Below are 23261 nucleotides of genomic sequence, written 5' to 3'. Positions count from 1 at the left end.
GCCTCACTCCCCGAGCCGCTCCCCGGCGCCGATCCGGACCCCACGCGCCCAGTCGGCGGCCCGCATGGGCTTCTTGCCCTGCGCCTGGACCCACACCAGCTCGACGGCGTGCGAGCCGGTGCCGACGTACACGTTGTTCTTGCCGACGGCCGGTTCGCCGGGCGCGAGGTCGGTGCGGTCGGGCACCGGCGTCGCCTGCACCAGCTTCAGGCGCTCGCCGCGGAAGACGGTCCAGGCTCCGGGCGCGGGCGTACAGCCGCGTACGACGCGGTCGACGCGGAGGGCGGGGGCCGTCCAGTCCACGCGCGCGTCCTCTACGGTGATCTTCGGGGCGAGGGTGATGCCGTCGGTGGGCTGCGGTACGGCCTTGAGGGTGCCGTCCTCGATGCCGTCCATGGTGGCGGCGAGCAGCCCGGCGCCCGCGAAGGCGAGCCGGGTGAGGAGGTCGCCGCTGGTGTCGGTGGGCCGGACCTCCTCGGTGATCACGCCGTAGACCGGCCCGGAGTCCAGCCCCTCCTCGATCTGGAACGTCGACGCGCCGGTCACCTCGTCCCCGGCCATCAGCGCGTGCTGGACGGGCGCCGCGCCACGCCACGCGGGCAGCAGCGAGAAGTGCAGGTTCACCCAGCCGTGTTCGGGGATGTCGAGCGCCACCTTGGGGAGGAGGGCGCCGTAGGCGACGACGGGGCAGCAGTCGGGCGCGATCTCGCGGAGCCGGGCGAGGAACTGCTCGTCACGCGGCCTGGCCGGCTTGAGGACCTCGATCCCGGCCTCGGCGGCCCGCTCGGCGACGGGGCTCGCGACCAGGCGCCGTCCGCGTCCGGCGGGAGCGTCGGGCCGGGTGACGACGGCGGCGACCTGGTGCCGGTCCGAGGCGATGAGGGCGTCCAGGGCGGGTACGGCGACCTCGGGGGTGCCTGCGAAGACGAGCTTCACTCCGTGTTACCTCGCTTGTTCGTCGGAGTCGCCGCGGGAAGGCTCCTGCCAGGAGTCCACAGGGCGGTTGGGCAGCGCACCAGTCTAGGGCGCCCAGGCGGTCGGGGGGCGTACGTATATCCGTGCGCCCTGCGCACATGCGGATACGCCCTGCTGCGTGACCCCGGCGACGGGTGGCGCGTTGTCAAGAGAGATTGACCGAAACGGGCCGACCCTCGACTACGGCCCGCCCCTTTTCAACGCCGGTTCGAGAGGCTTGTAAATGGCCGACCACGCAACCCACGACGCCCAAGCCCGGGCAAGCCTTCACCTGCTGGTGCGGGACATCGAGCGGGTCCGCCGGCAGGTGGACGCGCTGCGCACGCTCACGGCCCAGCTGGGCAACGTCTACCGCCCGCGTCGCTCCGGCCCGTCGACGGGCTTCGTCGTCTACGGCAGGGCTCCGGCCCCCACCGTCCGGCTCGCCCAGGAGCTGCGCGACAGCGTCGAGACCCTGGTGACCGCGGCAGTGGACTTCGACCGCTCGCTGGGCTTCTCGTGGGACGCGGTGGGCTCGGCGCTCGGGGTCACCAAGCAGGCGGTCCACCGCCGGTACGGCGCGCGGCGCGCAACGGCCCAGCAGTCGTCCACCACGTCGAACGCGGAGCACTCCGGCGAGTCCGGCGCGAGGCGCACGATGCCGGTCGTCCCGCCGGTCACGTCGGTGCCGGCGGCCCGCTCGATGCCCCCGCAGCCGACGGCGGCGCAGTCGCTCCGAGACCAGTCCCACCTCGAGGAGGTCCGCCCGAGCGCCTTCCCCGGCCCGCGCAACGGCTGACCCCTCCACCCCCGGCCGCCCCACCTGCCTCTCCGCCCCTTCGGCAGGCGGGGCGGCCGCCTGCGTGCGGCGGGGCGACAGGCGTCCGGACGAGGCCGGTCCCGCGGCACCCGCCCGGCTCGCCCGCTGCGGCCTCGGCCGATGTCCGGAGGACGGCCTCGGCCGATGTCCGGAGGACGGCCTCAGCCGATGTCCGGAGGATCGACACGGATCCGCACCGGGGCGGCGCCCGCCCGGGTCAGGCGGGATGCCTGGGCGGTCTTGAGGGCGGCCGCCAGGGCGGCGCCGGTGCCAGGAGGGACCCGGAGGAGGGCCCGTTCCCACAGTTCGCCCGGAGGCGGGTCGCCGGGGCGCCGGGGGCCGCCCGGCGTGGTGCGGCGGAGCGGAACGGGGCCCAGCACCTCGGCGTCCGAGGGGAGTTCCGCAGCGGCCAGAAACTCCGCGACGGCCTCCGGGGGGCCGCTCACCGCGGCCATGCGGGAGACCGGCGGGAAGCCCAGCTCCGCGCGCTCGGCCAGCTCGCGCAGGGCGTGGCCCACGGGGTCCCACCGCACCAGCGCCTGCACGGGCCGCAGCGTCGGCTCGGCGACCACGACCACCGTGCCGCCCTCGCCCTGGCCCCGCACGAGGGCCGCAGCGTCGATCCAGCGCCGCAGCGCGTCCTCGGCGGCCCGCAGGTCGGGGCGGCCGAGCAGCGCCCAGCCGTCCAGCAGCAGCGCCGCCGCGTACCCGCCGTCGGCGACCGGTTCGGCGCCCGGCGTGCTGACCACCAGCGCGGGCCTGTCCGGCACGGCGTCCAGGACATGGTCGCGCCCCGAGGTTCGCACCGCCACGGCGGGAAAGGCCCGCCCGAGCTCCTCGGCGGTACGCCGAGCGCCCACCACCCGCGCCCGCAGCCGAGCGGCCCCGCACTCGGCGCAGTGCCAGTCGACCTCGCCACGCCCGCACCACCCGCATCTCAACTCCCGCTGCTCCGGTGCTTCGAGAGGCCCCGCGCAGTGCCGGCAGCGGGCGGGCGTACGGCACCGCTCACAGGCGAGGCGCGGTACGTACCCGCGCCGCGGCACCTGCACCAGCACCGGCCCGGACTTCAGCCCGTCCCGTACGACCTGCCACGCCAGGGACGGCAGCCGCGCGGCCCGCGCGGCCTCGTCGCGCGCCAACTCCCCGTCGCCCACGGTGCGTACGAGCGGGGCGGCGGCCCGCACCTGTTCGCGGGGGGCCGCGAGCGGCCTGGCCCAGCCGCTCTCGACGAGCTGGGCGGCCTCGACCGTGCAGCTCGTGCTGCCCAGCAGGAAGCCGCACTGGTCATGCGCGGCGCGCAGCAGCAGCACATCACGCGCATGCGGCTGCGGCGCGTGCGGCTCGCTGTGGCTCCCGTCCCCGTCGTCCCAGATGACCACAAGCCCAAGGTCCCGTACGGGCGCGAACATGGCGGCCCGCGTCCCGACGACCGCCCGCACCGCACCGCGCCGTACGGCGAGCCACTCCCGGTACCGCTTCTCCGGCCCCGCCTCCGCGGTCAGCGTCGCGTGCCGCCCCTCCCCCAGCAGCGCGGTCAGGGCGGCGTCCACGCGCGCGGCGGCCCGCCCGTCCGGTACGACGACGAGAGCACCGCGCCCGGACGCGAGCGTGGCGGCCACCGCCCTGGCCAGTTCCTCCGCCCAGTGCGGCCCCGGCAGCGCGTTCCACACCGCGCGCGGCGCCGCACCGCGCGCGAGGGCGCCCAGAAACGCCTCGCCGTGCGCGTACCGCCCCCACGTCCCGGCCTCCGGCGCGGCGGGCGGCGGCAGCGGCGCGGGCGACGGCCTGCCCTCCGCCCGGGCGCTGCGCGGTGGCACGGCCAGCTGCAGCACATCGGCGAGACTCCCGGCGTACCGGTCGGCGACCGCCCGGGCGAGCCCCAGCAGCTCGGGGCTCAGTACCGGCTCGGGCGACACGACATCGGCGAGCGCGGCCAGCGGTCCCGCGTAGTCGCTCTCCGCCCGCCGCTCCACGAGGAACCCGTCGATGAGCCGCCCGCCCTCGCGCCGCCCCTCCCGCACCTGGTGGGCCCCGGCCCCGAACCGCACCCGGACGCGCACCCCCGGCTGTGCGACGGCGTCCAGCTCCTCCGGCACCGCGTAGTCGAAGAACTGGTCGAGATGCAGCACCCCCTTGTTCACCACGACCCGCGCGACCGGCAACTCCTTCGCCAGCGCGGCCCCCCGCCACGTCCGCGGCTTCGCCCGTGGCGCCTTCGCCCTCCGCACACTCTCCCGAATGAGCGCGAGCTGCTCGGGCGGCTCCCCCGGCCGCCCTTCCCGCTTCCCGTTCTCGCTGCTCACAGCCACATGCCTACCAGACCCCACTGACAAGGGCGCCGTCGTTCCCCCGGGCGGGGCCTGCGGGCGGAAGCGCCGGAGTCCGGCGCCGTACGGGACGGGGCCGGACTCCGGGTGGTGGCGCTCGGGGGCGGTGTTACAGCCCCGCCGCCTTGCGGAGGGCGTCGACGCGGTCGGTGCGCTCCCAGGTGAAGTCGGGGAGTTCGCGGCCGAAGTGACCGTACGCGGCGGTCTGCGCGTAGATCGGGCGGAGCAGGTCGAGGGCGCGGATGATCGCGGCCGGACGGAGGTCGAAGACCTCGGCGATGGCGGACTCGATGCGCTCGACGTCGACCTTGGCGGTGCCGAAGGTCTCGACGAAGAGACCGACCGGCTCCGCCTTGCCGATGGCGTAGGCGACCTGGACCTCGCAGCGCGAGGCCAGACCCGCGGCCACCACGTTCTTGGCGACCCAGCGCATGGCGTACGCGGCCGAGCGGTCGACCTTCGACGGGTCCTTGCCGGAGAACGCGCCGCCGCCGTGCCGGGCCATCCCGCCGTACGTGTCGATGATGATCTTCCGGCCGGTCAGACCGGCGTCACCCATGGGACCGCCGATCTCGAACCGCCCCGTCGGGTTGACCAGGAGGCGGTAGCCCTCGGTGTCCAGCTTGATGCCGTCGTCCAGAAGCTCCTTCAGGACATGCTCGACGACGAACTCGCGGATGTCGGGAGCCAGCAGCGAGTCCAGATCGATGTCGCTGGCGTGCTGCGAGGAGACCACCACGGTGTCCAGACGGACCGCCTTGTCCCCGTCGTACTCGATGGTGACCTGCGTCTTGCCGTCCGGACGCAGATACGGGATGGTGCCGTTCTTGCGGACCTCGGTCAGGCGCCTGGACAACCGGTGGGCGAGGTGGATCGGCAGCGGCATCAGCTCCGGCGTCTCGTCCGACGCGTAGCCGAACATCAGGCCCTGGTCACCGGCGCCCTGCTTGTCCAGCTCGTCCTCATCGCCTTCGACCCGCTGCTCGTAGGCCGTGTCGACGCCCTGCGCGATGTCCGGCGACTGCGCGCCGATGGAGACGGAGACACCGCAGGAAGCGCCGTCGAAGCCCTTCTTCGAGGAGTCGTAACCGATCTCGAGGATCTTCTCGCGCACAAGAGTCGGGATGTCGGCGTACGCCTTGGTGGTCACCTCACCGGCCACATGCACCAGGCCGGTGGTGATCAGCGTCTCCACGGCGACGCGGGAGGTCGGGTCCTCCCGCAGCAGCGCGTCGAGAACGGTGTCGCTGATCTGGTCAGCGATCTTGTCGGGGTGACCCTCGGTCACGGACTCCGATGTGAAGAGACGACGGGACACAACGCTCCCTGGGGTTGCAGCGGCTGCTGGCTGATCATTTGTGGACCGGCAGGGGGCTGCGCCCCGCGTCGTTCCGCGAACAGTTTATCGGGCACTCTCGGGCATTGGACCAGGTGTCTCGCACAACGGGAGCCTGATTGGCCACATCGGCCGCACCCGCGGGGTGAAGATCACCCCTCCTCATGGGGTTGATTGGGGCCTTTTGGGTGGTCGGTGGGCTTTGCTGGCAGATTCGTGCGTTCCGTCCTGGGTGCCCGCCCGAGCCTCCCGCGGCGCCGGACTCACGGCAGGCGTGGCGCCACCAGGTCCCACACCGTGTCCGCGAGGGCCTCCTTCGGGCCGTACGGCACCGGGGTCTCCGTGCCGTCGGCGGCGAGGACGACGGCCTCGTTCTCCTCGGAGCCGAAGGTCTTGCGCTCGCCGACCTCGTTGACCACGAGCAGGTCGCAGCCCTTGCGGCGCAGCTTGTCACGGCCGTTCGCGAGGACGTCGTCGGTCTCGGCGGCGAAGCCGACGATCACCTGGTCCGGGCGGGCGCGGTCGGCGGAGATCTCCGCGAGGATGTCGGGGTTGCGGACCAGGGCGACCGGCGCGGGCTCCTGACCCTCCCGCTTCTTGATCTTGCCTTCGGCGTACATGGCCGGGCGGAAGTCTGCGACGGCCGCGGCCATGACCACGGCGTCCGCGTCGGCGGCCGCCTTCAGGACCGCCTCGCGCAGCTGTACGGCCGTGCCGACGTGGAGGACGTCGACACCCGCCGGGTCGGGGAAGCCGGTGTTGGCCTCGATGAGCGTGACGCGGGCACCGCGCGCGGCGGCGGTGCGGGCGAGGGCGTACCCCTGCTTACCGGAGGAACGGTTCCCCAGGTACCGGACGGGGTCGAGCGGCTCGCGCGTGCCGCCGGCGCTGACCACGACGTGGCGGCCGGTGAGGTCGGGCCCGGTGGCGAGGCCCCGTCGGCCCAGGACACGGCGGCAGACCTCGAAGATCTCGGCGGGTTCGGGAAGGCGGCCCTTTCCGGTGTCGACGCCGGTGAGGCGGCCGACGGCCGGTTCGACGACCACGGCGCCGCGGCGGCGGAGCGTGGCGACGTTCTCCTGGGTGGCCGGGTGCTCCCACATCTCGGTGTGCATGGCCGGGGCGAACACGACCGGGCAGCGGGCGGTGAGCAGCGTATTGGTGAGCAGGTCGTCGGCGAGCCCGTGGGCTGCCTTGGCGAGCATGTCGGCGGTGGCGGGGGCGACGACCACGAGGTCGGCCTCCTGCCCGATGCGGACGTGCGGGACCTCGTGGACGTCGTCCCACACCTCTGCCGAGACCGGGTGGCCGGACAGCGCGGACCAGGTCGCGGCACCCACGAAATGGAGTGCGGACGCGGTCGGGACGACCCGTACGTCGTGGCCGGACTCGGTGAGCCGGCGCAGCAGCTCGCACGCCTTGTAGGCGGCGATGCCGCCGCTGACTCCCAGGACGACCTTGGGCTTGGGCTCGGGCACTGCGCCTCCCGCTCTCACGAGCTCCGGTCTCGCGAGCTCTGCTGAAACGATGCGTAACGGCCTTCGGGACACACCTCAGGCCCGGCGGACACCCCGCCGGGCCTGGTGATGACGTGGAGGAGCGCTTACTGCGCCGGGCCCTCGACGGCCTCTGAGGTCAGCAGGCCGGCGTTGATCTCCCGAAGGGAGATCGAGAGCGGCTTCTCGTGGACGTGGGTGTCCACCAGCGGACCGACGTACTCGAGCAGGCCCTCACCGAGCTGCGAGTAGTACGCGTTGATCTGCCGCGCACGCTTGGCCGCGTAGATCACGAGGCTGTACTTCGAGTCTGTGGCCTCGAGCAGCTCGTCGATCGGCGGGTTGATGATGCCCTCGGGCGCGGTGATGGAAGAGGACACGCTCTACCTTCCGAAAAAGTGGACAGGGAAAATCAGACAACGTCCATCAAGGCTAGCAGCTCACGCGCCACATCCTCGACGGAGGTGTTGACCAGGGTGACGTCGAACTCCGACTCCGCCGCGAGTTCGATCCTGGCCGCCCCGAGACGCCGCTCGATGACTTCGGGCGACTCGGTGCCGCGGCCGGTGAGCCGGCGGACCAGCTCGTCCCAGCTCGGCGGGGCGAGGAAGACCAGCTGGGCGTCCGGCATGGACTCACGGACCAGTCGCGCGCCCTGGAGGTCGATCTCCAGGAGGACGGGCCTGCCCGCCTCCAGCCGGTCCTGGACCGCCCGGCGCGGGGTGCCGTAGCGGTTGCCCGCGAACTCGGCCCACTCCAGCAGCTCGCCGTTGGCGATCAGCTTGTCGAACTCGTCGTCGGTGACGAAGTAGTACTGAACGCCGTCCTGCTCGCCGGGTCGCGGCTTGCGGGTCGTGGCCGACACCGAGAGCCAGACCTCCGGGTGGACCTTGCGCATGTGGGCGACGACCGTGCTCTTGCCGACCCCGGAGGGGCCGGAGAGCACGGTCAGTCGCGGACGTACGTCCGGGGGCTCGGGGGTCGTCCCCCGGGATGTTGCAGCCATGGGGCGATTATTCCAGCTTCCGGGAGTGCCCGGACGCCAGATACCGGCCGTCAGGCTCCGGAGCCGCCGAACTCGCGCTCCAGGGACGCGATCTGGTTGGAGCCGAGCCCGCGCACACGACGGCTCTCGGAGATGCCGAGCCGCTCCATGATCTGCTTGGCGCGGACCTTGCCCACGCCGGGCAGGGACTCGAGGAGGGCGGAGACCTTCATCTTGCCGATGACGTCGTTCTCCTGGCCCTGCTTGATGACCTCGTGGAGCGAGGCGCCGGAGTGCTTGAGTCGATTCTTGACCTCGGCCCGCTCCCGGCGAGCCGCGGCGGCCTTTTCGAGCGCGGCTGCGCGCTGTTCAGGGGTAAGGGGCGGAAGAGCCACGCCTACGTCACCTCGGATGTCGAACTGATCGGATACGGACCGGTGAGGAACCTAGTCGGCCCACACCAAGGGAGCAACGAGCAACGCAGTGACCGCTGCGAACGCTGACTCTCGTCGGAGACTAGCGGCCAAGGCCGCCCGAGTCAGCGAGAACAGAGGAAAAGTCCTGGTCAGCATCGAGCTTGCCAGACAAACGGGACATAGCGCACCCGTTTGGGGCCCTCATCCGTCAACACCCGTCAACACCCGTCACGGCCCGTCCCAGGGGCGTCACACGGGGACAGCCCCCGAGGTGCCCGGGGGCGGACCGGACATCCGTGAGGTGCGTCACAGTGACCATCGGTCGAGGCCGGAAACGGCTGCCGGGGCCGGAAACGGCCGGTGAGACGGGTGAGTCGGCCGGAACGGCGGCCCCCCGGGCCCGGCCCGCCGCGCCCGTCACGTCACCCGCCGACCGCCGCCCGCACCTCGTCCGCGTACCGCGCCGAGGCGTCCCGCAGGGCGGCCGCGTCCGGGCCGTGCCGCAGGACGCCCCGGCTCACGTTCGGTACGACGTTGCGCACCGCGCCGCCGAAGACGGCCGGCAGGTCGGCCGGGGTCGCGCCCTGCGCGCCGATACCCGGCGCGAGGAGCGGGCCGTTGATGTCCAGGTCGAACGACGACAGATCGCCGAGGGTCGCGCCGACCACGGCGCCGAAGGAGCCCATGGGGGTCTCCCCCGCGTTCTCCTCGGCCAGGTGCGCCAGCACGGTCGCACCGACGGTCCGCCCGTCGGCGCGTACCGCCCGCTGCACCTCGGCGCCCTCCGGGTTGGAGGTGAGGGCGAGTACGAAGAGCCCGGCGCCGCTCTCGCGCGCGAGGTCGACCGCCGGCTTCAGGGAGCCGTAGCCCAGGTACGGCGAGACGGTCAGCGCGTCCGAGAAGAGCGGCGAGTCCTTGCGCAGAAACGTCTCGGCGTACGCGGCCATGGTGGAGCCGATGTCCCCGCGCTTGGCGTCCATGACGACGAGCGCGCCCGCGTCCCGCAGGTCGGCCACGGCATGCTCCAGGACGGCGATGCCGCGCGAGCCGAACCGCTCGAAGAACGCGCTCTGCGGCTTGAAGACCGCGACCGTGCCGGCGAGGGCGTCGACGACCGTACGCGTGAACGTCTCCAGGCCGTCGACGTCGTCCCGGAGGCCCCAGGCGGACAGCAGCGACGCGTGCGGGTCGATGCCGACGCAGAGCGGCCCGCGCTCGTCCATGGCCTGGCGGAGACGGGCGCCGAAGGGTTCGAGCGGGCTCATGCGGTGGCCTTCCGGGTGTCGGCGCCGACCGCGTCGGCGAGGGTGGCGTAGGGGGATGCCTTCAGGCGGGCGGCGAGGCCCTTGTGAACGGCGCGGGCGTAGAAGGGGCCCTCGTAGATGAAGGCGCTGTAGCCCTGGACGAGGGTGGCGCCCGCGAGGATGCGCTGCCAGGCGTCCTCCGCGTTCTCCACACCGCCGACGCCGACCAGGACGAGGCGGTCGCCCACGCGCGCGTAGAGGCGGCGCAGGACCTCCAGGGACCGCTCCTTGAGCGGCGCGCCGGACAGACCGCCGGTCTCCTTGACCACGGACGGGTCGGACGTGAGCCCCAGGCCCTCGCGCGCGATGGTGGTGTTCGTGGCGATGATGCCGTCGAGGCCCAGCTCCACGGCGAGATCGGCGACGGCGTCGACGTCCTCGTCGGCCAGGTCCGGGGCGATCTTCACGAGGAGCGGGACGCGGCGGTCGGTGACCGTGCGGTCGGCGGCCTCGCGTACGGCGCTGAGCAGCGGGCGCAGCACCTCCGTGGCCTGGAGGTCGCGCAGCCCGGGGGTGTTCGGCGACGACACGTTGACGACCAGGTAGTCGGCGTGGCGGGCGAGCCGCTCGGCCGACTTCACATAGTCGGCGACCGCCTCGGCCTCCGGGACGACCTTGGTCTTGCCGATGTTGACGCCGACGACGGTCCTGAAGACCGGCACGCGGGCGCCGAGCCGGTCCGCGACCGCCGCCGAGCCCTCGTTGTTGAAGCCCATGCGGTTGATGAGGGCGCGGTCCGGCACGAGGCGGAAGAGGCGCTTCCTGGGGTTGCCCGGCTGCGGCTCACCCGTGACGGTGCCGATCTCGACGTGGTCGAAGCCGAGCATCGCCATGCCGTCGATCGCGACGGCGTTCTTGTCGAAGCCGGCGGCGAGCCCGAAGGGGCCGTGCATGCGCAGTCCGAGGGCCTCGGTGCGCAGCTCCTTGTGGCGGGGCGCGAGCACGGCGGCGGCGAAGGTGCGCAGCACGGGGACGCGGGCGAGGAGGCGGATCCAGCGGACGGCCATGTGGTGGGCGCGCTCCGGGTCCATCCGCTTGAAGACGATGTTGAAGAAGAGTTCGTACATCAGGAGTGGTGTCCTCATGAGGAGGGGGACACCGTGGTGACGGTGTCCCCCTTGTGGGCTTCTAGTCGCGGGCCGCGATCAGGTGTCGGGCGTGTTCCTGGAGGGAGCGGACTCCCACCCCGCCGTGGTTGAGGGCGTCGATTCCCTGGACGGCGGCGGCGAGCGCCTGGACCGTCGTCAGGCAGGGGACGCCGCGTGCCACGGCGGCCGTGCGGATGTCGTAGCCGTCGAGGCGGCCGCCGGTGCCGTACGGGGTGTTGACGATGAGGTCGACCTCGCCCGCGTGGATGAGCTGGACGATGGTCTTCTCGCCCTCGGGGCCCTCGCCCTCGGACTGCTTGCGCACGACGGTGGCGTTGAGGCCGTTGCGCTTCAGGACCTCGGCCGTGCCGGAGGTGGCGAGCAGCTCGAAGCCGTGCGCGACCAGCTCACGCGCCGGGAAGATCATCGAGCGCTTGTCCCGGTTGGCGACCGAGATGAACGCGCGGCCCTTGGTGGGCAGCGGGCCGTACGCCCCGGCCTGCGACTTGGCGTACGCCGTGCCGAAGACCGAGTCGATGCCCATGACCTCGCCGGTGGAGCGCATCTCCGGGCCGAGGACGGTGTCGACGCCGCGGCCGTGGATGTCGCGGAAGCGCGACCACGGCATGACGGCCTCCTTGACGGAGATCGGCGCGTCGAGCGGCAGGGTGCCGCCGTCGCCGGCCTTCGGGAGCAGGCCCTCCGCGCGCAGCTCGGCGATGGTGGCGCCCAGCGAGATCCGGGCGGCGGCCTTCGCGAGCGGAACGGCGGTCGCCTTGGAGGTGAAGGGGACCGTACGGGAGGCGCGCGGGTTGGCCTCCAGGACGTACAGGATGTCCCCGGCCATGGCGAACTGGATGTTGATCAGGCCCCGGACGCCGACGCCCTTGGCGATGGCCTCGGTGGAGGCGCGCAGGCGCTTGATGTCGAAGCCGCCGAGGGTGATCGGGGGCAGGGCGCAGGCCGAGTCGCCGGAGTGGATACCGGCTTCCTCGATGTGCTCCATGACGCCGCCGAGGTACAGCTCCCGGCCGTCGTAGAGGGCGTCGACGTCGATCTCGATGGCGTCGTCGAGGAAGCGGTCGACGAGGACCGGGCGGGTCGGGGAGATCTCGGTGGACTCGGCGATGTACGCGGAGAGCCGCGCCTCGTCGTAGACGATCTCCATGCCGCGGCCGCCGAGCACGTACGACGGGCGTACGAGGACGGGGTAGCCGATCTCGTCGGCGATGGCCTTGGCCTCGGCGAAGGTGGTGGCCGTGCCGTGCTTGGGGGCCGGGAGGCCGGCCTCCTTCAGGACGCGGCCGAAGGCACCGCGGTCCTCGGCGGCGTGGATGGCCTCCGGCGGGGTGCCGACGACCGGTACGCCGTTGTCCTTGAGGGCCTGGGCGAGGCCGAGCGGGGTCTGGCCGCCGAGCTGGACGACGACACCGGCGATCGGGCCGGCCTGCGCCTCGGCGTGGACGATCTCCAGCACGTCCTCGAGCGTGAGCGGCTCGAAGTACAGGCGGTCGGAGGTGTCGTAGTCCGTGGAGACGGTCTCCGGGTTGCAGTTGACCATCACGGTCTCGAAACCGGCGTCGGAGAGCGCGAAGGAGGCGTGGACGCAGGAGTAGTCGAACTCGATGCCCTGGCCGATGCGGTTCGGGCCCGAGCCGAGGATGATCACGGCGGGCTTCTCGCGGGGCGCGACCTCGCTCTCCTCGTCGTACGAGGAGTAGAAGTACGGCGTGTTCGCGGCGAACTCGGCGGCGCAGGTGTCGACCGTCTTGTAGACCGGGCGGACGCCGAGGGCGTGCCGGACCTCGCGGACGACGTCCTCGCGCAGGCCCCGGATCTCGGCGATCTGGGCGTCGGAGAAGCCGTGGCGCTTGGCGTCGGCGAGCAGCTCGGGGACGAGCTTGTCGACGGCGGCGATCTCGTCCGCGACCTCCTTGATGAGGAAGAGCTGGTCGACGAACCAGGGGTCGATCTTCGTGGCGTCGAAGACCTCCTCGCGGGTGGCGCCCGCGCGGATGGCCTGCATGACGGCGTTGATCCGGCCGTCGGTGGGCCGTACCGCCTCGCGGAGCAGCTCGGCCTTGTCGCCGGGCTCGCCGACGAAGGTGAACTGGCTGCCCTTCTTCTCCAGTGAGCGCAGCGCCTTCTGCAGGGCCTCGGTGAAGTTACGGCCGATGGCCATGGCCTCGCCGACCGACTTCATGGTGGTGGTGAGGGTGGAGTCGGCGGACGGGAACTTCTCGAAGGCGAAGCGGGGCGCCTTGACCACGACGTAGTCGAGCGTGGGCTCGAAGGACGCCGGGGTCTCCTGGGTGATGTCGTTGGGGATCTCGTCGAGCGTGTAGCCGACGGCCAGCTTCGCGGCGATCTTGGCGATGGGGAAGCCGGTCGCCTTCGACGCCAGGGCGGAGGAGCGGGAGACGCGCGGGTTCATCTCGATGACGATGACCCGGCCGTCCTCGGGGTTGACGGCGAACTGGATGTTGCAGCCGCCGGTGTCGACGCCGACCTCGCGGATGACGGCGATACCGATGTCGCGGAGGATCTGGTACTCGCGGTCGGTGAGCGTCATGGCCGGGGCGACGGTGATGGAGTCACCGGTGTGGACGCCCATGGGGTCGAAGTTCTCGATGGAGCAGACGACCACGACGTTGTCGTGCTTGTCGCGCATCAGCTCCAGCTCGTACTCCTTCCAGCCGAGGATGGACTCCTCCAGGAGCACCTCGGTGGTCGGGGAGAGCGTGAGGCCCTGGCCGGCGATGCGGCGCAGCTCCTCCTCGTCGTGGGCGAAGCCCGAGCCGGCGCCGCCCATGGTGAAGGAGGGGCGGACGACGACGGGGTAGCCGCCGAGCGTGTCGACGCCCGCGAGGACCTCGTCCATGGTGTGGCAGATGACGGACCGTGCGGACTCGCCGTGGCCGATCTTGGTGTTGACGGCCTCGACGACCTCCTTGAAGAGGTCGCGGTCCTCACCCTTGTTGATGGCCTCGACGTTGGCGCCGATCAGCTCGACGTCGTACTTCTCTAGAGTGCCCGCCTCGTGGAGCGAGATGGCGGTGTTGAGCGCGGTCTGGCCGCCGAGGGTGGGCAGGAGGGCGTCGGGGCGCTCCTTGGCGATGATCTTCTCGACGAACTCGGGGGTGATCGGTTCGACGTACGTGGCGTCCGCGATCTCCGGGTCGGTCATGATCGTCGCGGGGTTGGAGTTCACCAGGATGACGCGCAGACCCTCGGCCTTGAGGACGCGGCACGCCTGGGTACCGGAGTAGTCGAACTCGGCGGCCTGGCCGATGACGATCGGGCCGGAGCCGATGACCAGGACGGACTGGATATCGGTGCGCTTAGGCACGCTGGCCCTCCATCAGGGAAACGAAGCGGTCGAACAGATAGGCGGCGTCGTGCGGGCCCGCCGCCGCTTCGGGGTGGTACTGGACGCTGAAGGCCGGCTGGTCGAGCAGCTGGAGGCCCTCCACGACGTTGTCGTTGAGGCAGACGTGGGAGACCTCGGCGCGGCCGTAGGGGGTGTCGGACACCTTGTCGAGGGGGGCGTCGACGGCGAAGCCGTGGTTGTGCGCGGTGACCTCGACCTTGCCGGTCGTACGGTCCTGCACGGGCTGGTTGATGCCGCGGTGGCCGTACTTCAGCTTGTAGGTGCCGAAGCCGAGGGCCCGGCCGAGGATCTGGTTGCCGAAGCAGATGCCGAACAGCGGCGTCTTCCGCTCCAGGACGGCCCGCATGACGGCGACCGCGTGGTCGGCGGTGGCGGGGTCGCCGGGGCCGTTGGAGAAGAACACCCCGTCGGGGTCGACGGCGTGGATGTCCTCGGCGGTCGCGGTGGCGGGCAGCACGTGGACCTCGATGCCGCGTTCCGCCATGCGCTGCGGGGTCATGCCCTTGATGCCGAGGTCGACGGCGGCGACGGTGAACTTCTTCTCGCCGATCGCGTGGACGACGTACGGCTCCTTGGTGGCGACCTCGGCGGAGAGGTTCGCGCCCTTCATCTGGGGCTGCGTCCGGACCTTCGCCAGGAGCGCCTCCTCGCGGACTCCGGTCCAGGCGTCGCCGGAGAAGATGCCGACGCGCATGGCGCCGCGCTCACGCAGGTGGCGGGTGAGGGCGCGGGTGTCGATGCCGCTGATCCCCACGACGCCCTGCCGCTCCAGCTCCTCGTCCAGGGAGCGCTTCGAGCGCCAGTTGGAGGGGGTGCGGGCGGGGTCGCGGACGACGTAGCCGGCCACCCAGATGCGGGCGGACTCGGGGTCCTCGTCGTTGACGCCGGTGTTGCCGACGTGCGGGGCGGTCATGACGACGACCTGGCGGTGGTACGACGGGTCGGTCAGGGTCTCCTGGTAGCCGGTCATACCGGTGGAGAAGACGGCCTCGCCGAAGGTCTCCCCCACGGCCCCGTAGGCGCGGCCACGGAAGCTGCGGCCGTCCTCCAGGACGAGTACGGCGGGAGTCCTGGCGGCTCCCCTGGTGGAGGTCGTCATCGTGCGGCGCCTTCCGTCGTGGTGTTCTTGTCGGTCATGGAGTTGATGGCCTCGACCCAGGCGGTGTGCTCCGCCGCGCGGTCGGAGCGGAAGCCGGAGTCGATCAGCTGGTCGCCGTGCGCCCAGGTGATGATCAGCAGGCCGCCCTCGGCGAGGACCTTGCCCGCGATGCCCTTGTCGAGCCGCGCCTCGCGCAGCTGCCCGGCGGGGACGTAGAAGTCGTCGGCTCCGGGGCGTACGACTTCCAGGCCGGCGTCGGTGAGCGTCAGCTCGGCGCGGCTGCGGGTGCCGAGGCCGTGGGCCACGATCCGGTCGAGCCACTGCCCGGCGGTGGTGGACCCGTGGTAGCGCCCGCTCATGCTCAGTCTCGCCTCGCCGGGGGTCTCCGGCGCGGTGGGGAGCTCCGGCAGGGCGGCGGACTGGAGGTTGCCGCGCCAGTTCCAGCCCTGGCGCATCAGCCAGTACGCGAGGGCGACGAAGAGGAGCAGTACGCCGACCCAGCCGAGGCGTGCGGCCCAGTCGGTCACCTCCGCCGACTTCTGCTCGGCGGCCAGGGGGATCAGAGTTGTCACGCGAGCGTCCCGTCCATGAGCGTTGCCCGGCCCCGCAGGAAGGTGTGGGTGACGCGACCCGGCAGCTCACGGCCCTCGTAGGGGGTGTTGCGGCTGCGGGAGGCGAAGCCCGCGGGGTCCACGGACCCACGGTATGCCGGATCGAGGAGCGTCAGGTTGGCGGGCTCACCTGCCGAGACGGGGCGGCCGTGGCCGGTGGCGCGGCCGATCGCGGCGGGCTTGACCGACATGCGGTCGGCGACGCCCGCCCAGTCGAGGAGGCCGGTGTCGACCATCGTGTGCTGGACGACGGAGAGCGCGGTCTCCAGGCCGACCATGCCCATGGCGGCGGCGGCCCACTCGCAGTCCTTGTCCTCGTGCGGGTGCGGGGCGTGGTCGGTGGCGACGATGTCGATGGTGCCGTCGGCGAGGGCCTCGCGCAGCGCCATGACGTCGCGCTCGGTGCGCAGCGGCGGGTTGACCTTGTAGACCGGGTCGTACGTGCGGACCAGCTCGTCGGTGAGGAGGAGGTGGTGCGGGGTGACCTCGGCGGTGACGTCGATGCCGCGGGACTTGGCCCACCGTACGATCTCGACCGACCCGGCCGTCGACAGGTGGCAGATGTGGACGCGGGAGCCGACGTGCTCGGCGAGCAGGACGTCGCGCGCGATGATCGACTCCTCGGCGACGGCCGGCCAGCCGCCCAGGCCCAGCTCGGCGGAGACGATGCCCTCGTTCATCTGGGCGCCCTCGGTGAGGCGGGGCTCCTGGGCGTGCTGGGCGACGACGCCGCCGAACGCCTTCACATACTCGAGGGCACGGCGCATGATCACCGCGTCGTCGACGCACTTGCCGTCGTCGGAGAAGACCGTGACGCCGGCGGCGGACTCGTGCATGGCGCCGAGTTCGGCGAGCTTCTTGCCCTCCAGGCCGACGGTGACGGCGCCGATGGGCTGGACGTCGCAGTAGCCGTGCTCCTGGCCGAGCCGGTAGACCTGCTCGACCACGCCGGCGGTGTCGGCGACGGGGAAGGTGTTGGCCATGGCGAACACGGCGGTGTAGCCGCCGCTCGCGGCGGCGCGGGTGCCGGTGAGGACGGTCTCGGAGTCCTCGCGGCCGGGCTCGCGCAGATGGGTGTGGAGGTCGACGAGGCCGGGCAGCAGGATCTGCCCGTCGGCCTCGACGACGGTGATGCCTTCGGCATCCGGGCCGGTGCCACTGATGTCGATCTCGCCCTGGCGGGCGGTGGCGGCGATGGTCTCGCCGTCGATCAGGACGTCCTGGACTTCGCCGCCGAGGACCTTCGCACCACGGATCAGGGTCTTGCTCATCTGTCTTACTTCTCCTCGGTACGGGACGACGACGCGGATGCCGGTGACGACGGGGACGACGGGGAGGACGGCTGGGTGACGGCGGCCTCGTTGCCGCCCAGCAGCAGGTAGAGGACGGCCATGCGGATGGAGACGCCGTTGGCGACCTGCTCGACGACCGTGCAGCGCGGCGAGTCCGCGACCTCGGCGGTGATCTCCATGCCGCGGACCATGGGGCCGGGGTGCATGACGACGGCGTGCTCCGGCATCTTCGCCATGCGGTCGGCGTCGAGGCCGTAGCGGCGCGAGTACTCCCGCTCGGTGGGGAAGAACGCGGCGTTCATACGCTCGCGCTGGACGCGCAGCATCATCACGGCGTCGGACTTGGCGAGGGTGCTGTCGAGGTCGTACGAGATCTCGCAGGGCCAGGTCTCGACGCCGACGGGCACGAGGGTGGGCGGGGCGACAAGGGTGACCTGGGCGCCGAGGGTGTGCAGCAGGTCGACGTTGGACCGGGCGACCCGGCTGTGCAGGACGTCGCCGACGACGGTGATGCGCCGGCCGGACAGGTCCTGGCCGATCCCGGCGTCCGGGCCGAGGAGGCGGCGGCGCATGGTGAACGCGTCGAGGAGCGCCTGGGTGGGGTGCTGGTGGGTGCCGTCACCGGCGTTGATCACCGGGGCGTCGATCCAGCCGGATGTGGCGAGCCGGTAGGGGGCGCCGGAGGCGCTGTGCCGGATGACGACCGCGTCGACGCCCATGGCCTCCAGTGTCTGGGCGGTGTCCTTGAGGGACTCGCCCTTGGAGACGCTGGAGCCCTTGGCGGCGAAGTTGATGACATCGGCGGAGAGTCGCTTCTCGGCGGCCTCGAAGGAGATCCGCGTGCGGGTCGAGTCCTCGAAGAAGAGGTTGCAGATCGTACGGCCGCGCAGGGTGGGCAGCTTCTTGATCGGCCGGTCGGCGACGCGGGCCATCTCCTCGGCGGTGTCGAGGATGAGGACGGCGTCGTCTCGGGTGAGGTCGGCGGCCGAGATGAGGTGGCGCTTCATCTGGGATGTGCTCCGGGGGTGTGGAGGTCTCGGATTCCGTATGGGTCGCCCCGGCCCGGGCGGCTGCGGTCGCCGGGCGTGGCGGTGGTGTGCCCGGCGCGTCCGGCGGGCGGGGGCGTGGCCGCCGTTCCGCGCGCCGGGTGCCCGAACCGCGTACGTGTACGGCGTGCGCGGGACGCGGGGGCCGGCCGGGTGGTGGGCTACTTCTCGCCGGTCGGGGCGGGCTCGCTCCCCCGGCCTTCGGCCGTGGGGACCCCCGTCGCCCTCCGGTCGCCGAGCAGCACGGCGTCGCGGCCGTCCTCCTCGGCGAGCTGGACCTTGACCGTCTCGCGCAGCGACGTGGGGAGGTTCTTGCCGACGTAGTCGGCGCGGATGGGGAGCTCGCGGTGGCCGCGGTCGACGAGGACCGCGAGCTGCACGGCGCGGGGCCGGCCGATGTCGCCGAGCGCGTCGAGGGCTGCGCGGATGGTGCGGCCCGAGAAGAGCACGTCGTCGACGAGGACGACCAGGCGGCCGTCGATGCCGTCGGCCGGGATGTCGGTGCGGGCGAGGGCACGCGCCGGGCGGAGGCGCAGGTCGTCGCGGTACATGGTGATGTCGAGGGAGCCGACCGGTGTCGAGCGGCCGGTGATCTGCTCGAGCTTCTCGGCGAGCCGCCGGGCGAGGAACACCCCGCGCGTCGGGATACCGAGGAGAACCACGTCGTCGGCGCCCTTGGCACGCTCGACGATCTCGTGGGCGATGCGGGTCAGTACCCGCGCGATGTCCGGGCCCTCGAGGACGGGGCGGGCGGCATCGGACTGCTGAATGGCGTCCATACGAAACGGACCTCCTTCTCCGCCTCACGGGACGGACCTTAAAGGACGTCGGAATTGCGTCTTCCACCGTACCAGTGCCCTGAAGGAGGTCGGTACGGACCATTCGGCTTGACGCACCCAAGTAACGCTGCGTAACCTCACAGTGAGTTACCAGCCACGCGGCGGAGCCGCACGTGTAACAGTGTCCAGGGAGCTATATGTCCAGCGAATACGCCAAACAGCTCGGGGCCAAGCTCCGTGCCATCCGCACCCAGCAGGGCCTCTCCCTCCACGGCGTGGAGGAGAAGTCCCAGGGCCGCTGGAAGGCCGTCGTGGTCGGTTCGTACGAGCGCGGCGACCGTGCAGTGACCGTACAGCGTCTCGCCGAGCTGGCCGACTTCTACGGCGTCCCGGTGCAGGAGCTGCTGCCGGGCACCACGCCCGGCGGCGCCGCCGAGCCGCCGCCGAAGCTCGTTCTGGACCTGGAGCGACTGGCGCACGTCCCGCAGGAGAAGGCGGGCCCGCTGCAGCGTTACGCCGCGACGATCCAGTCGCAGCGGGGCGACTACAACGGCAAGGTGCTGTCGATCCGCCAGGACGACCTGCGCACGCTCGCGGTCATCTACGACCAGTCCCCCTCGGTCCTCACCGAGCAGCTCATCAGCTGGGGCGTCCTGGACGCGGACGCCCGGCGCGCCGTCGCCCACGAGGAGAGCTGAGCCTCCCACCAGACCAGCAGAAACGTTGCCGCCGGAGGGGTGGTCCCGCATTGCCGGGACCACCCCTCGCGCGTTCGGGGTCGCGGGGCCGCGGCCGGCGTAGCGGGTGCCGGGCGGACGGCCGGAGGTGAGCGGAGGCGCAGCCGGGCGTCAGGAGCGCCGGCAGCGGCCCGGCGGGCCGCAGCACACGGCGGTGGGCCCGCGTGTCGTGTGACAGCGCAGCGCGACGGCCGGGGGCGTGGCGCCCACGTGGGCGCCGCACGGGCACGCCGGAGGCGCGCCGTGGGCGGCCGCGTGCACGCCGAAGGGCCCGCGGCGCGGGTGAATGCGCGGCGGGCCCTTCGAGGGCGCGGTCAGTCTCGGCGGAGGCTGGGCTTCAGGTCCTTGAAGCGGCCCAGCAGGCCGTTGACGAACGACGGGGACTCGTCCGTCGAGAACTCCTTGGCGAGCTGCACGGCCTCGTCGATCACCACGGCGTCCGGCGTGGAGTCGACCCAGACCAGCTCGTACGCGCCGAGGCGCATGATGTTCCGGTCGACGACCGGCATCCGGTCGAGCGTCCAGCCCACCGCGTAGGTGGCGATGAGCTCGTCGATGCGTTCGGCGTACTTGGCGTACCCCTCGACGAGTTCCATCGTGTACTCGTTGACCGGCGGCTGCCGGTCGTCGGACCGTGCGTGCCGGACCCAGTCCGCGAGGACCTCCTGCACGGACGCACCGCGCTGGTCGGCCTCGAAGAGGATCTGGAAGGCACGCTTACGGGCCTTGTTGCGGGCAGCCACGGTTAGCTGTTCACCCGGCCGAGGTAGTCGCTCGTACGGGTGTCGACCTTGATCTTCTCACCGGTCGTGATGAAGAGCGGGACCTGGATCTGGTGGCCGGTCTCCAGGGTGGCGGGCTTGGTGCCACCGGTGGAGCGGTCGCCCTGGACGCCCGGCTCGGTCTCCTGGATGGTGAGCTCGACCGCGGCCGGGAGCTCGACGTACAGCACATTGCCCTCGTGCTGGGCGACCGAGGCGGTGAAGCCCTCGACCAGGAAGTTGGCGGCGTCGCCGACGGCCTTGCGGTCGACGTGCAGCTGGTCGTAGGTCTGCATGTCCATGAAGACGAAGTACTCGCCGTCCATGTACGAGAACTGCATGTCACGGCGGTCGACGGTGGCCGTCTCGACCTTGACACCGGCGTTGAAGGTCTTGTCGACGATCTTCCCGGAGAGCACGTTCTTGAGCTTGGTGCGCACGAAGGCCGGGCCCTTGCCGGGCTTCACGTGCTGGAACTCGACGACGGACCACAGCTGGTCGTTGTCGAGCTTGAGCACCATGCCGTTCTTGAGGTCGTTCGTGGTGGCCACGGTTGCGGAATCTCCTGGACTGACGCTGGTGGACGACCGAGGAAGGCACGGTACGCGCTAGAGCGCGAGCAGCTCCTTGGTCGTGATGGTGAGTAGCTCGGGTCCGCCGTCCGCCTCCTGGCGTACGACGAGCGTGTCATCGATCCGGACCCCGCCCCGTCCCGGGAGGTGAACCCCTGGTTCGACGGTGACCGGCACGCAAGCGTCCAGTTTACCCATGGCCGAGGGGGACAGCTGCGGGTCCTCCTCGATTTCGAGGCCGACACCGTGCCCGAGGCACGGTGCGAGTCCGTCGCCGTGGCCCGCGGCGTCGAGGAGCTGGCGGGCGGCCCTGTCCACGTCACGGTACGCGGTGCCGGGGGTGAGGGATTCGCGCGCGGCGCGCTGAGCGGTGAAGACGAGGTCGTACAGCTGGATCTGCCAGTCGGCGGGGGCGGTGCCGATGACGAAGGTGCGGCCGATCTCGCAGCGGTAGCCGCGGTAGTTGGCGCCCAGGCAGACGGAGAGGAAGTCGCCCTCCTCGACACGGCGGTCGGAGGGGCGGTGGCCGCCACGGCCGGAGTTCGGGCCGGTGCCGACCGAGGTGGGGAAGGCGGGGCCGTCGGCTCCGTGGTCGACGAGGCGCCGCTCCAGCTCCAGGGCGAGGTGGCGTTCGGTACGGCCGACGAGGATGGACTCCAGAAGCTCACCGAGGGCCTGGTCGGAGATCTCGGCGGCGATACGGAGGCAGGTGATCTCCTCGTCGTCCTTGACGACACGCTCCTGTTCGATGGCGGTACCGAGGTCGGCGAGGCGGAGCCGGGGCGCGACAGAGCCGAGGGCCCGGTAGCGGGCGACGCTCAGGTGGTGCTCCTCGACGGCGAGCGTGTCGGCGCCGGTCCGGCCGGCGAGGCCGGCCGCGGCGACGGCGGGATCACCGCCGGAGGACGGCAGCACATCCACCCGCAGCACCTCGTCCAGCCGCCCTTCGACGGCGTCGCCGACAGGGGTACGGGGGCAGATCAGTACGTCGTCCGTGCCGAGCAGCAGTACGGCGCCGGGCGGAGAACCGCCCGCGAGATAGCGGACGTTGGCAGGGCGGGAGACCAGCACCGCCGCGGATCCGGCTGCCGCACACCGCTCGCGCAGCCGCTCGCGGCGGTCCGCAAACACCTGGGACATGCCACGAGCCTACGAGCGTGACGGCCACCCGGCAGTTCCAGCGGGTCCGACCGTGGCCGTCCCCGCCCGCCGCGGGGCGGGGACGCGGCGTGCAGGGGCCGGGGCGGTACGGTGCCCGGGCCGCTGCGTGGCCTCGGGGCCGACCGTCCACCCGCCCACTCGGTGCGGGCCCAGGGCGAGTGCCTTCCGTCTGGCGGCGCTCGTAGTCGAGCGCGGGACGGGCTGAAACGCAGCGCCCTGGGGTACACCCCGCTCGGAGAGCCCGCGGGGTCCGAGGAGCGGGGCTTCGGGGTCGGAGCCCCCGATTCGGAGAGGCCGTCGCGACGAGGGCTGCCGTGCGGGGTCCCCGGGGTGGCGGACCGGGGCGGTCGGTCACCAGGCCGGGGGGCTCGCGAGGGAGCGGGCCAGGACGTCGTCCAGGACGCGGGCGGTGGTCTCCACGTCGTACTTGGAGTTGTCGATGATCGGGAGGCCGGAGGCGTGCCAGCCGGCCATGCGGCCGTGGATGCCCGCCACCTCCTCGTCGGAGAGGCGGCGGTTGCCGCTGCGCTCGGCGTTGCGCTCCAGGACTATCTCCAGGCCCGGGAGGAGGACCACCGGCAGGAGGCCCGGGCCGACGTGACGTTTCCAGCCGCCGAGTCCGACGACCGGGCGGTCCGGGAACACCGCGTCGTCGAGGATGCACGAGATGCCGTTGGCGAGGAAGTTCCTGGCGGCGAAGCCGCAGGTGCGGCGGGCCAGGCGGTACTGGGCCTCCGACTGGTCGTTCCAGCCGGACTGGGGGTCGGCGAAACCGGAGCAGACCCATTCGCGTACATCGTCGAGGCTGATGTGGGCCGTCGGGACGCGGCGGTGCCGCGCCCAGTAGCGCGCCACGGTGGTCTTGCCGGCGCCGGCCGGTCCTATGAGGAGGACGGCGAGAGTGGCCGCGCCCGTACCTGCGGCATGACCCGGCCCGTGTTCCGTGGCCGGTGTCATGACGGGGGCGACCGGGGGCAGCTGGATGTGACCGGTCGTGTCGCGGGACGGGGCCGCCGGTGACGGGTGCGGCGCCGTCCAGCCCTGCGCGGGCGCCGGCGGGGCCGGAGGCCGCGGTGCGGGGCC

General features: G+C 72.1%; 21 protein-coding genes. 2 read left to right on the top strand and 19 right to left on the bottom strand.

Annotation, left to right across the window (positions count from 1 at the left end):
* Nucleotides 1–3: 3 nt before the first annotated feature.
* Nucleotides 4–936, bottom strand: coding sequence for a methionyl-tRNA formyltransferase (gene fmt, locus FVS66_RS00810; protein ID WP_149179000.1), 933 nt, complete (start codon nt 934–936; stop codon nt 4–6).
* Nucleotides 937–1198: 262 nt separating this feature from the next.
* On the opposite strand from fmt, the gene FVS66_RS00805 reads away from it, so the two are divergent.
* Nucleotides 1199–1753 carry a hypothetical protein gene (locus FVS66_RS00805; protein ID WP_149178999.1) on the top strand — a complete coding sequence of 185 codons (555 nt, stop codon included), beginning with the start codon at nt 1199–1201 and terminating at the stop codon, nt 1751–1753.
* Between the two features lie 182 nt (nt 1754–1935).
* Here FVS66_RS00805 and FVS66_RS00800 read toward each other — a convergent pair whose 3' ends face one another.
* From FVS66_RS00800 to pyrR, 14 genes are all read right to left on the bottom strand, one after another.
* Nucleotides 1936–4080, bottom strand: a complete 2145-nt coding sequence (locus FVS66_RS00800) for a primosomal protein N' (RefSeq protein ID WP_149178998.1) — start codon at nt 4078–4080, stop codon at nt 1936–1938.
* Nucleotides 4081–4213: 133 nt separating this feature from the next.
* Nucleotides 4214–5422 carry a methionine adenosyltransferase gene (gene metK, locus FVS66_RS00795; RefSeq protein WP_149178997.1) on the bottom strand — a complete coding sequence of 403 codons (1209 nt, stop codon included), beginning with the start codon at nt 5420–5422 and terminating at the stop codon, nt 4214–4216.
* Between the two features lie 281 nt (nt 5423–5703).
* Entirely contained in the window at nt 5704–6918 is a 1215-nt protein-coding gene (gene coaBC, locus FVS66_RS00790; RefSeq protein ID WP_149178996.1) for a bifunctional phosphopantothenoylcysteine decarboxylase/phosphopantothenate--cysteine ligase CoaBC, read from the bottom strand.
* A 125-nt stretch (nt 6919–7043) separates the two neighbouring features.
* Nucleotides 7044–7316: a DNA-directed RNA polymerase subunit omega gene (gene rpoZ, locus FVS66_RS00785; protein WP_149178995.1), complete on the bottom strand. Its 273-nt coding sequence runs from the start codon at nt 7314–7316 to the stop codon at nt 7044–7046.
* 32 nt (nt 7317–7348) lie between these two features.
* Nucleotides 7349–7942, bottom strand: a complete 594-nt coding sequence (gmk, locus tag FVS66_RS00780; protein WP_149178994.1) for a guanylate kinase — start codon at nt 7940–7942, stop codon at nt 7349–7351.
* A 50-nt stretch (nt 7943–7992) separates the two neighbouring features.
* Nucleotides 7993–8316, bottom strand: coding sequence for an integration host factor (locus FVS66_RS00775; protein WP_016638838.1), 324 nt, complete (start codon nt 8314–8316; stop codon nt 7993–7995).
* Nucleotides 8317–8759: 443 nt separating this feature from the next.
* Nucleotides 8760–9602, bottom strand: a complete 843-nt coding sequence (gene pyrF / locus FVS66_RS00770) for an orotidine-5'-phosphate decarboxylase (protein WP_149178993.1) — start codon at nt 9600–9602, stop codon at nt 8760–8762.
* Entirely contained in the window at nt 9599–10708 is a 1110-nt protein-coding gene (locus tag FVS66_RS00765; protein ID WP_149179058.1) for a quinone-dependent dihydroorotate dehydrogenase, read from the bottom strand. The genes pyrF and FVS66_RS00765 overlap by 4 nt, the downstream gene beginning before the upstream one ends.
* 61 nt (nt 10709–10769) lie before the next feature.
* Nucleotides 10770–14078: a carbamoyl-phosphate synthase large subunit gene (gene carB, locus FVS66_RS00760; protein WP_149178992.1), complete on the bottom strand. Its 3309-nt coding sequence runs from the start codon at nt 14076–14078 to the stop codon at nt 10770–10772.
* Nucleotides 14071–15219 (bottom strand): glutamine-hydrolyzing carbamoyl-phosphate synthase small subunit, encoded by a 1149-nt coding sequence (gene carA, locus FVS66_RS00755; RefSeq protein ID WP_149178991.1) that lies wholly within the window; start codon nt 15217–15219, stop codon nt 14071–14073. Before carA ends, carB begins: the two co-directional genes overlap by 8 nt.
* Complete coding sequence (locus FVS66_RS00750; RefSeq protein WP_149178990.1) at nt 15216–15791, bottom strand: hypothetical protein; 576 nt, start codon at nt 15789–15791, stop codon at nt 15216–15218. The genes carA and FVS66_RS00750 overlap by 4 nt, the downstream gene beginning before the upstream one ends.
* Nucleotides 15788–17101, bottom strand: coding sequence for a dihydroorotase (locus FVS66_RS00745; protein WP_149178989.1), 1314 nt, complete (start codon nt 17099–17101; stop codon nt 15788–15790). The genes FVS66_RS00750 and FVS66_RS00745 overlap by 4 nt, the downstream gene beginning before the upstream one ends.
* Nucleotides 17102–17106: 5 nt before the next feature.
* Nucleotides 17107–18129: an aspartate carbamoyltransferase catalytic subunit gene (locus tag FVS66_RS00740; protein WP_149178988.1), complete on the bottom strand. Its 1023-nt coding sequence runs from the start codon at nt 18127–18129 to the stop codon at nt 17107–17109.
* A 200-nt stretch (nt 18130–18329) separates the two neighbouring features.
* A complete protein-coding gene (pyrR, locus tag FVS66_RS00735; RefSeq protein WP_149178987.1) occupies nt 18330–18947 on the bottom strand; it encodes a bifunctional pyr operon transcriptional regulator/uracil phosphoribosyltransferase PyrR in 618 nt (205 codons plus the stop codon).
* Between the two features lie 197 nt (nt 18948–19144).
* Here pyrR and bldD point away from each other — a divergent pair, with 197 nt between their 5' ends.
* Entirely contained in the window at nt 19145–19645 is a 501-nt protein-coding gene (gene bldD / locus FVS66_RS00730) for a transcriptional regulator BldD (RefSeq protein ID WP_005319862.1), read from the top strand.
* 353 nt (nt 19646–19998) lie between these two features.
* On the opposite strand, the gene nusB is transcribed toward bldD, so the two are convergent.
* From nusB to FVS66_RS00710, 4 genes are all read right to left on the bottom strand, one after another.
* The gene (gene nusB, locus FVS66_RS00725; RefSeq protein WP_149178986.1) at nt 19999–20427 is read right to left on the bottom strand and encodes a transcription antitermination factor NusB; all 429 of its coding nucleotides are present in this window, start codon (nt 20425–20427) and stop codon (nt 19999–20001) included.
* A 2-nt stretch (nt 20428–20429) separates the two neighbouring features.
* A complete protein-coding gene (gene efp / locus FVS66_RS00720; RefSeq protein ID WP_149178985.1) occupies nt 20430–20996 on the bottom strand; it encodes an elongation factor P in 567 nt (188 codons plus the stop codon).
* A gap of 57 nt (nt 20997–21053) precedes the next feature.
* A complete protein-coding gene (locus FVS66_RS00715; protein ID WP_149178984.1) occupies nt 21054–22157 on the bottom strand; it encodes an aminopeptidase P family protein in 1104 nt (367 codons plus the stop codon).
* Nucleotides 22158–22529: 372 nt separating this feature from the next.
* Nucleotides 22530–23261 (bottom strand): AAA family ATPase (locus FVS66_RS00710; RefSeq protein ID WP_149178983.1); only part of this gene is annotated, 732 nt, incomplete at its 5' end.

Origin of the sequence: Streptomyces sp. TRM49041, from assembly GCF_008271805.1 — a bacterium.
GTDB lineage: Bacteria > Actinomycetota > Actinomycetes > Streptomycetales > Streptomycetaceae > Streptomyces.
Note: the sequence above shows the minus strand (reverse complement) of the source record. Positions and strands in the feature narration are given on the sequence as shown.

What these genes read in the sequence shown, in the direction of transcription:
- FVS66_RS00805 (WP_149178999.1), top strand. Translation starts at nt 1,199, where the DNA reads ATGGCCGACCACGCAACCCACGACGCCCAAGCCCGGGCAAGCCTTCAC.
- gmk (WP_149178994.1), bottom strand. Translation starts at nt 7,942, where the DNA reads ATGGCTGCAACATCCCGGGGGACGACCCCCGAGCCCCCGGACGTACGT.
- pyrF (WP_149178993.1), bottom strand. Translation starts at nt 9,602, where the DNA reads ATGAGCCCGCTCGAACCCTTCGGCGCCCGTCTCCGCCAGGCCATGGAC.
- FVS66_RS00765 (WP_149179058.1), bottom strand. Translation starts at nt 10,708, where the DNA reads ATGTACGAACTCTTCTTCAACATCGTCTTCAAGCGGATGGACCCGGAG.
- carA (WP_149178991.1), bottom strand. Translation starts at nt 15,219, where the DNA reads ATGACGACCTCCACCAGGGGAGCCGCCAGGACTCCCGCCGTACTCGTC.
- FVS66_RS00745 (WP_149178989.1), bottom strand. Translation starts at nt 17,101, where the DNA reads ATGAGCAAGACCCTGATCCGTGGTGCGAAGGTCCTCGGCGGCGAAGTC.
- FVS66_RS00740 (WP_149178988.1), bottom strand. Translation starts at nt 18,129, where the DNA reads ATGAAGCGCCACCTCATCTCGGCCGCCGACCTCACCCGAGACGACGCC.
- pyrR (WP_149178987.1), bottom strand. Translation starts at nt 18,947, where the DNA reads ATGGACGCCATTCAGCAGTCCGATGCCGCCCGCCCCGTCCTCGAGGGC.
- bldD (WP_005319862.1), top strand. Translation starts at nt 19,145, where the DNA reads ATGTCCAGCGAATACGCCAAACAGCTCGGGGCCAAGCTCCGTGCCATC.
- FVS66_RS00715 (WP_149178984.1), bottom strand. Translation starts at nt 22,157, where the DNA reads ATGTCCCAGGTGTTTGCGGACCGCCGCGAGCGGCTGCGCGAGCGGTGT.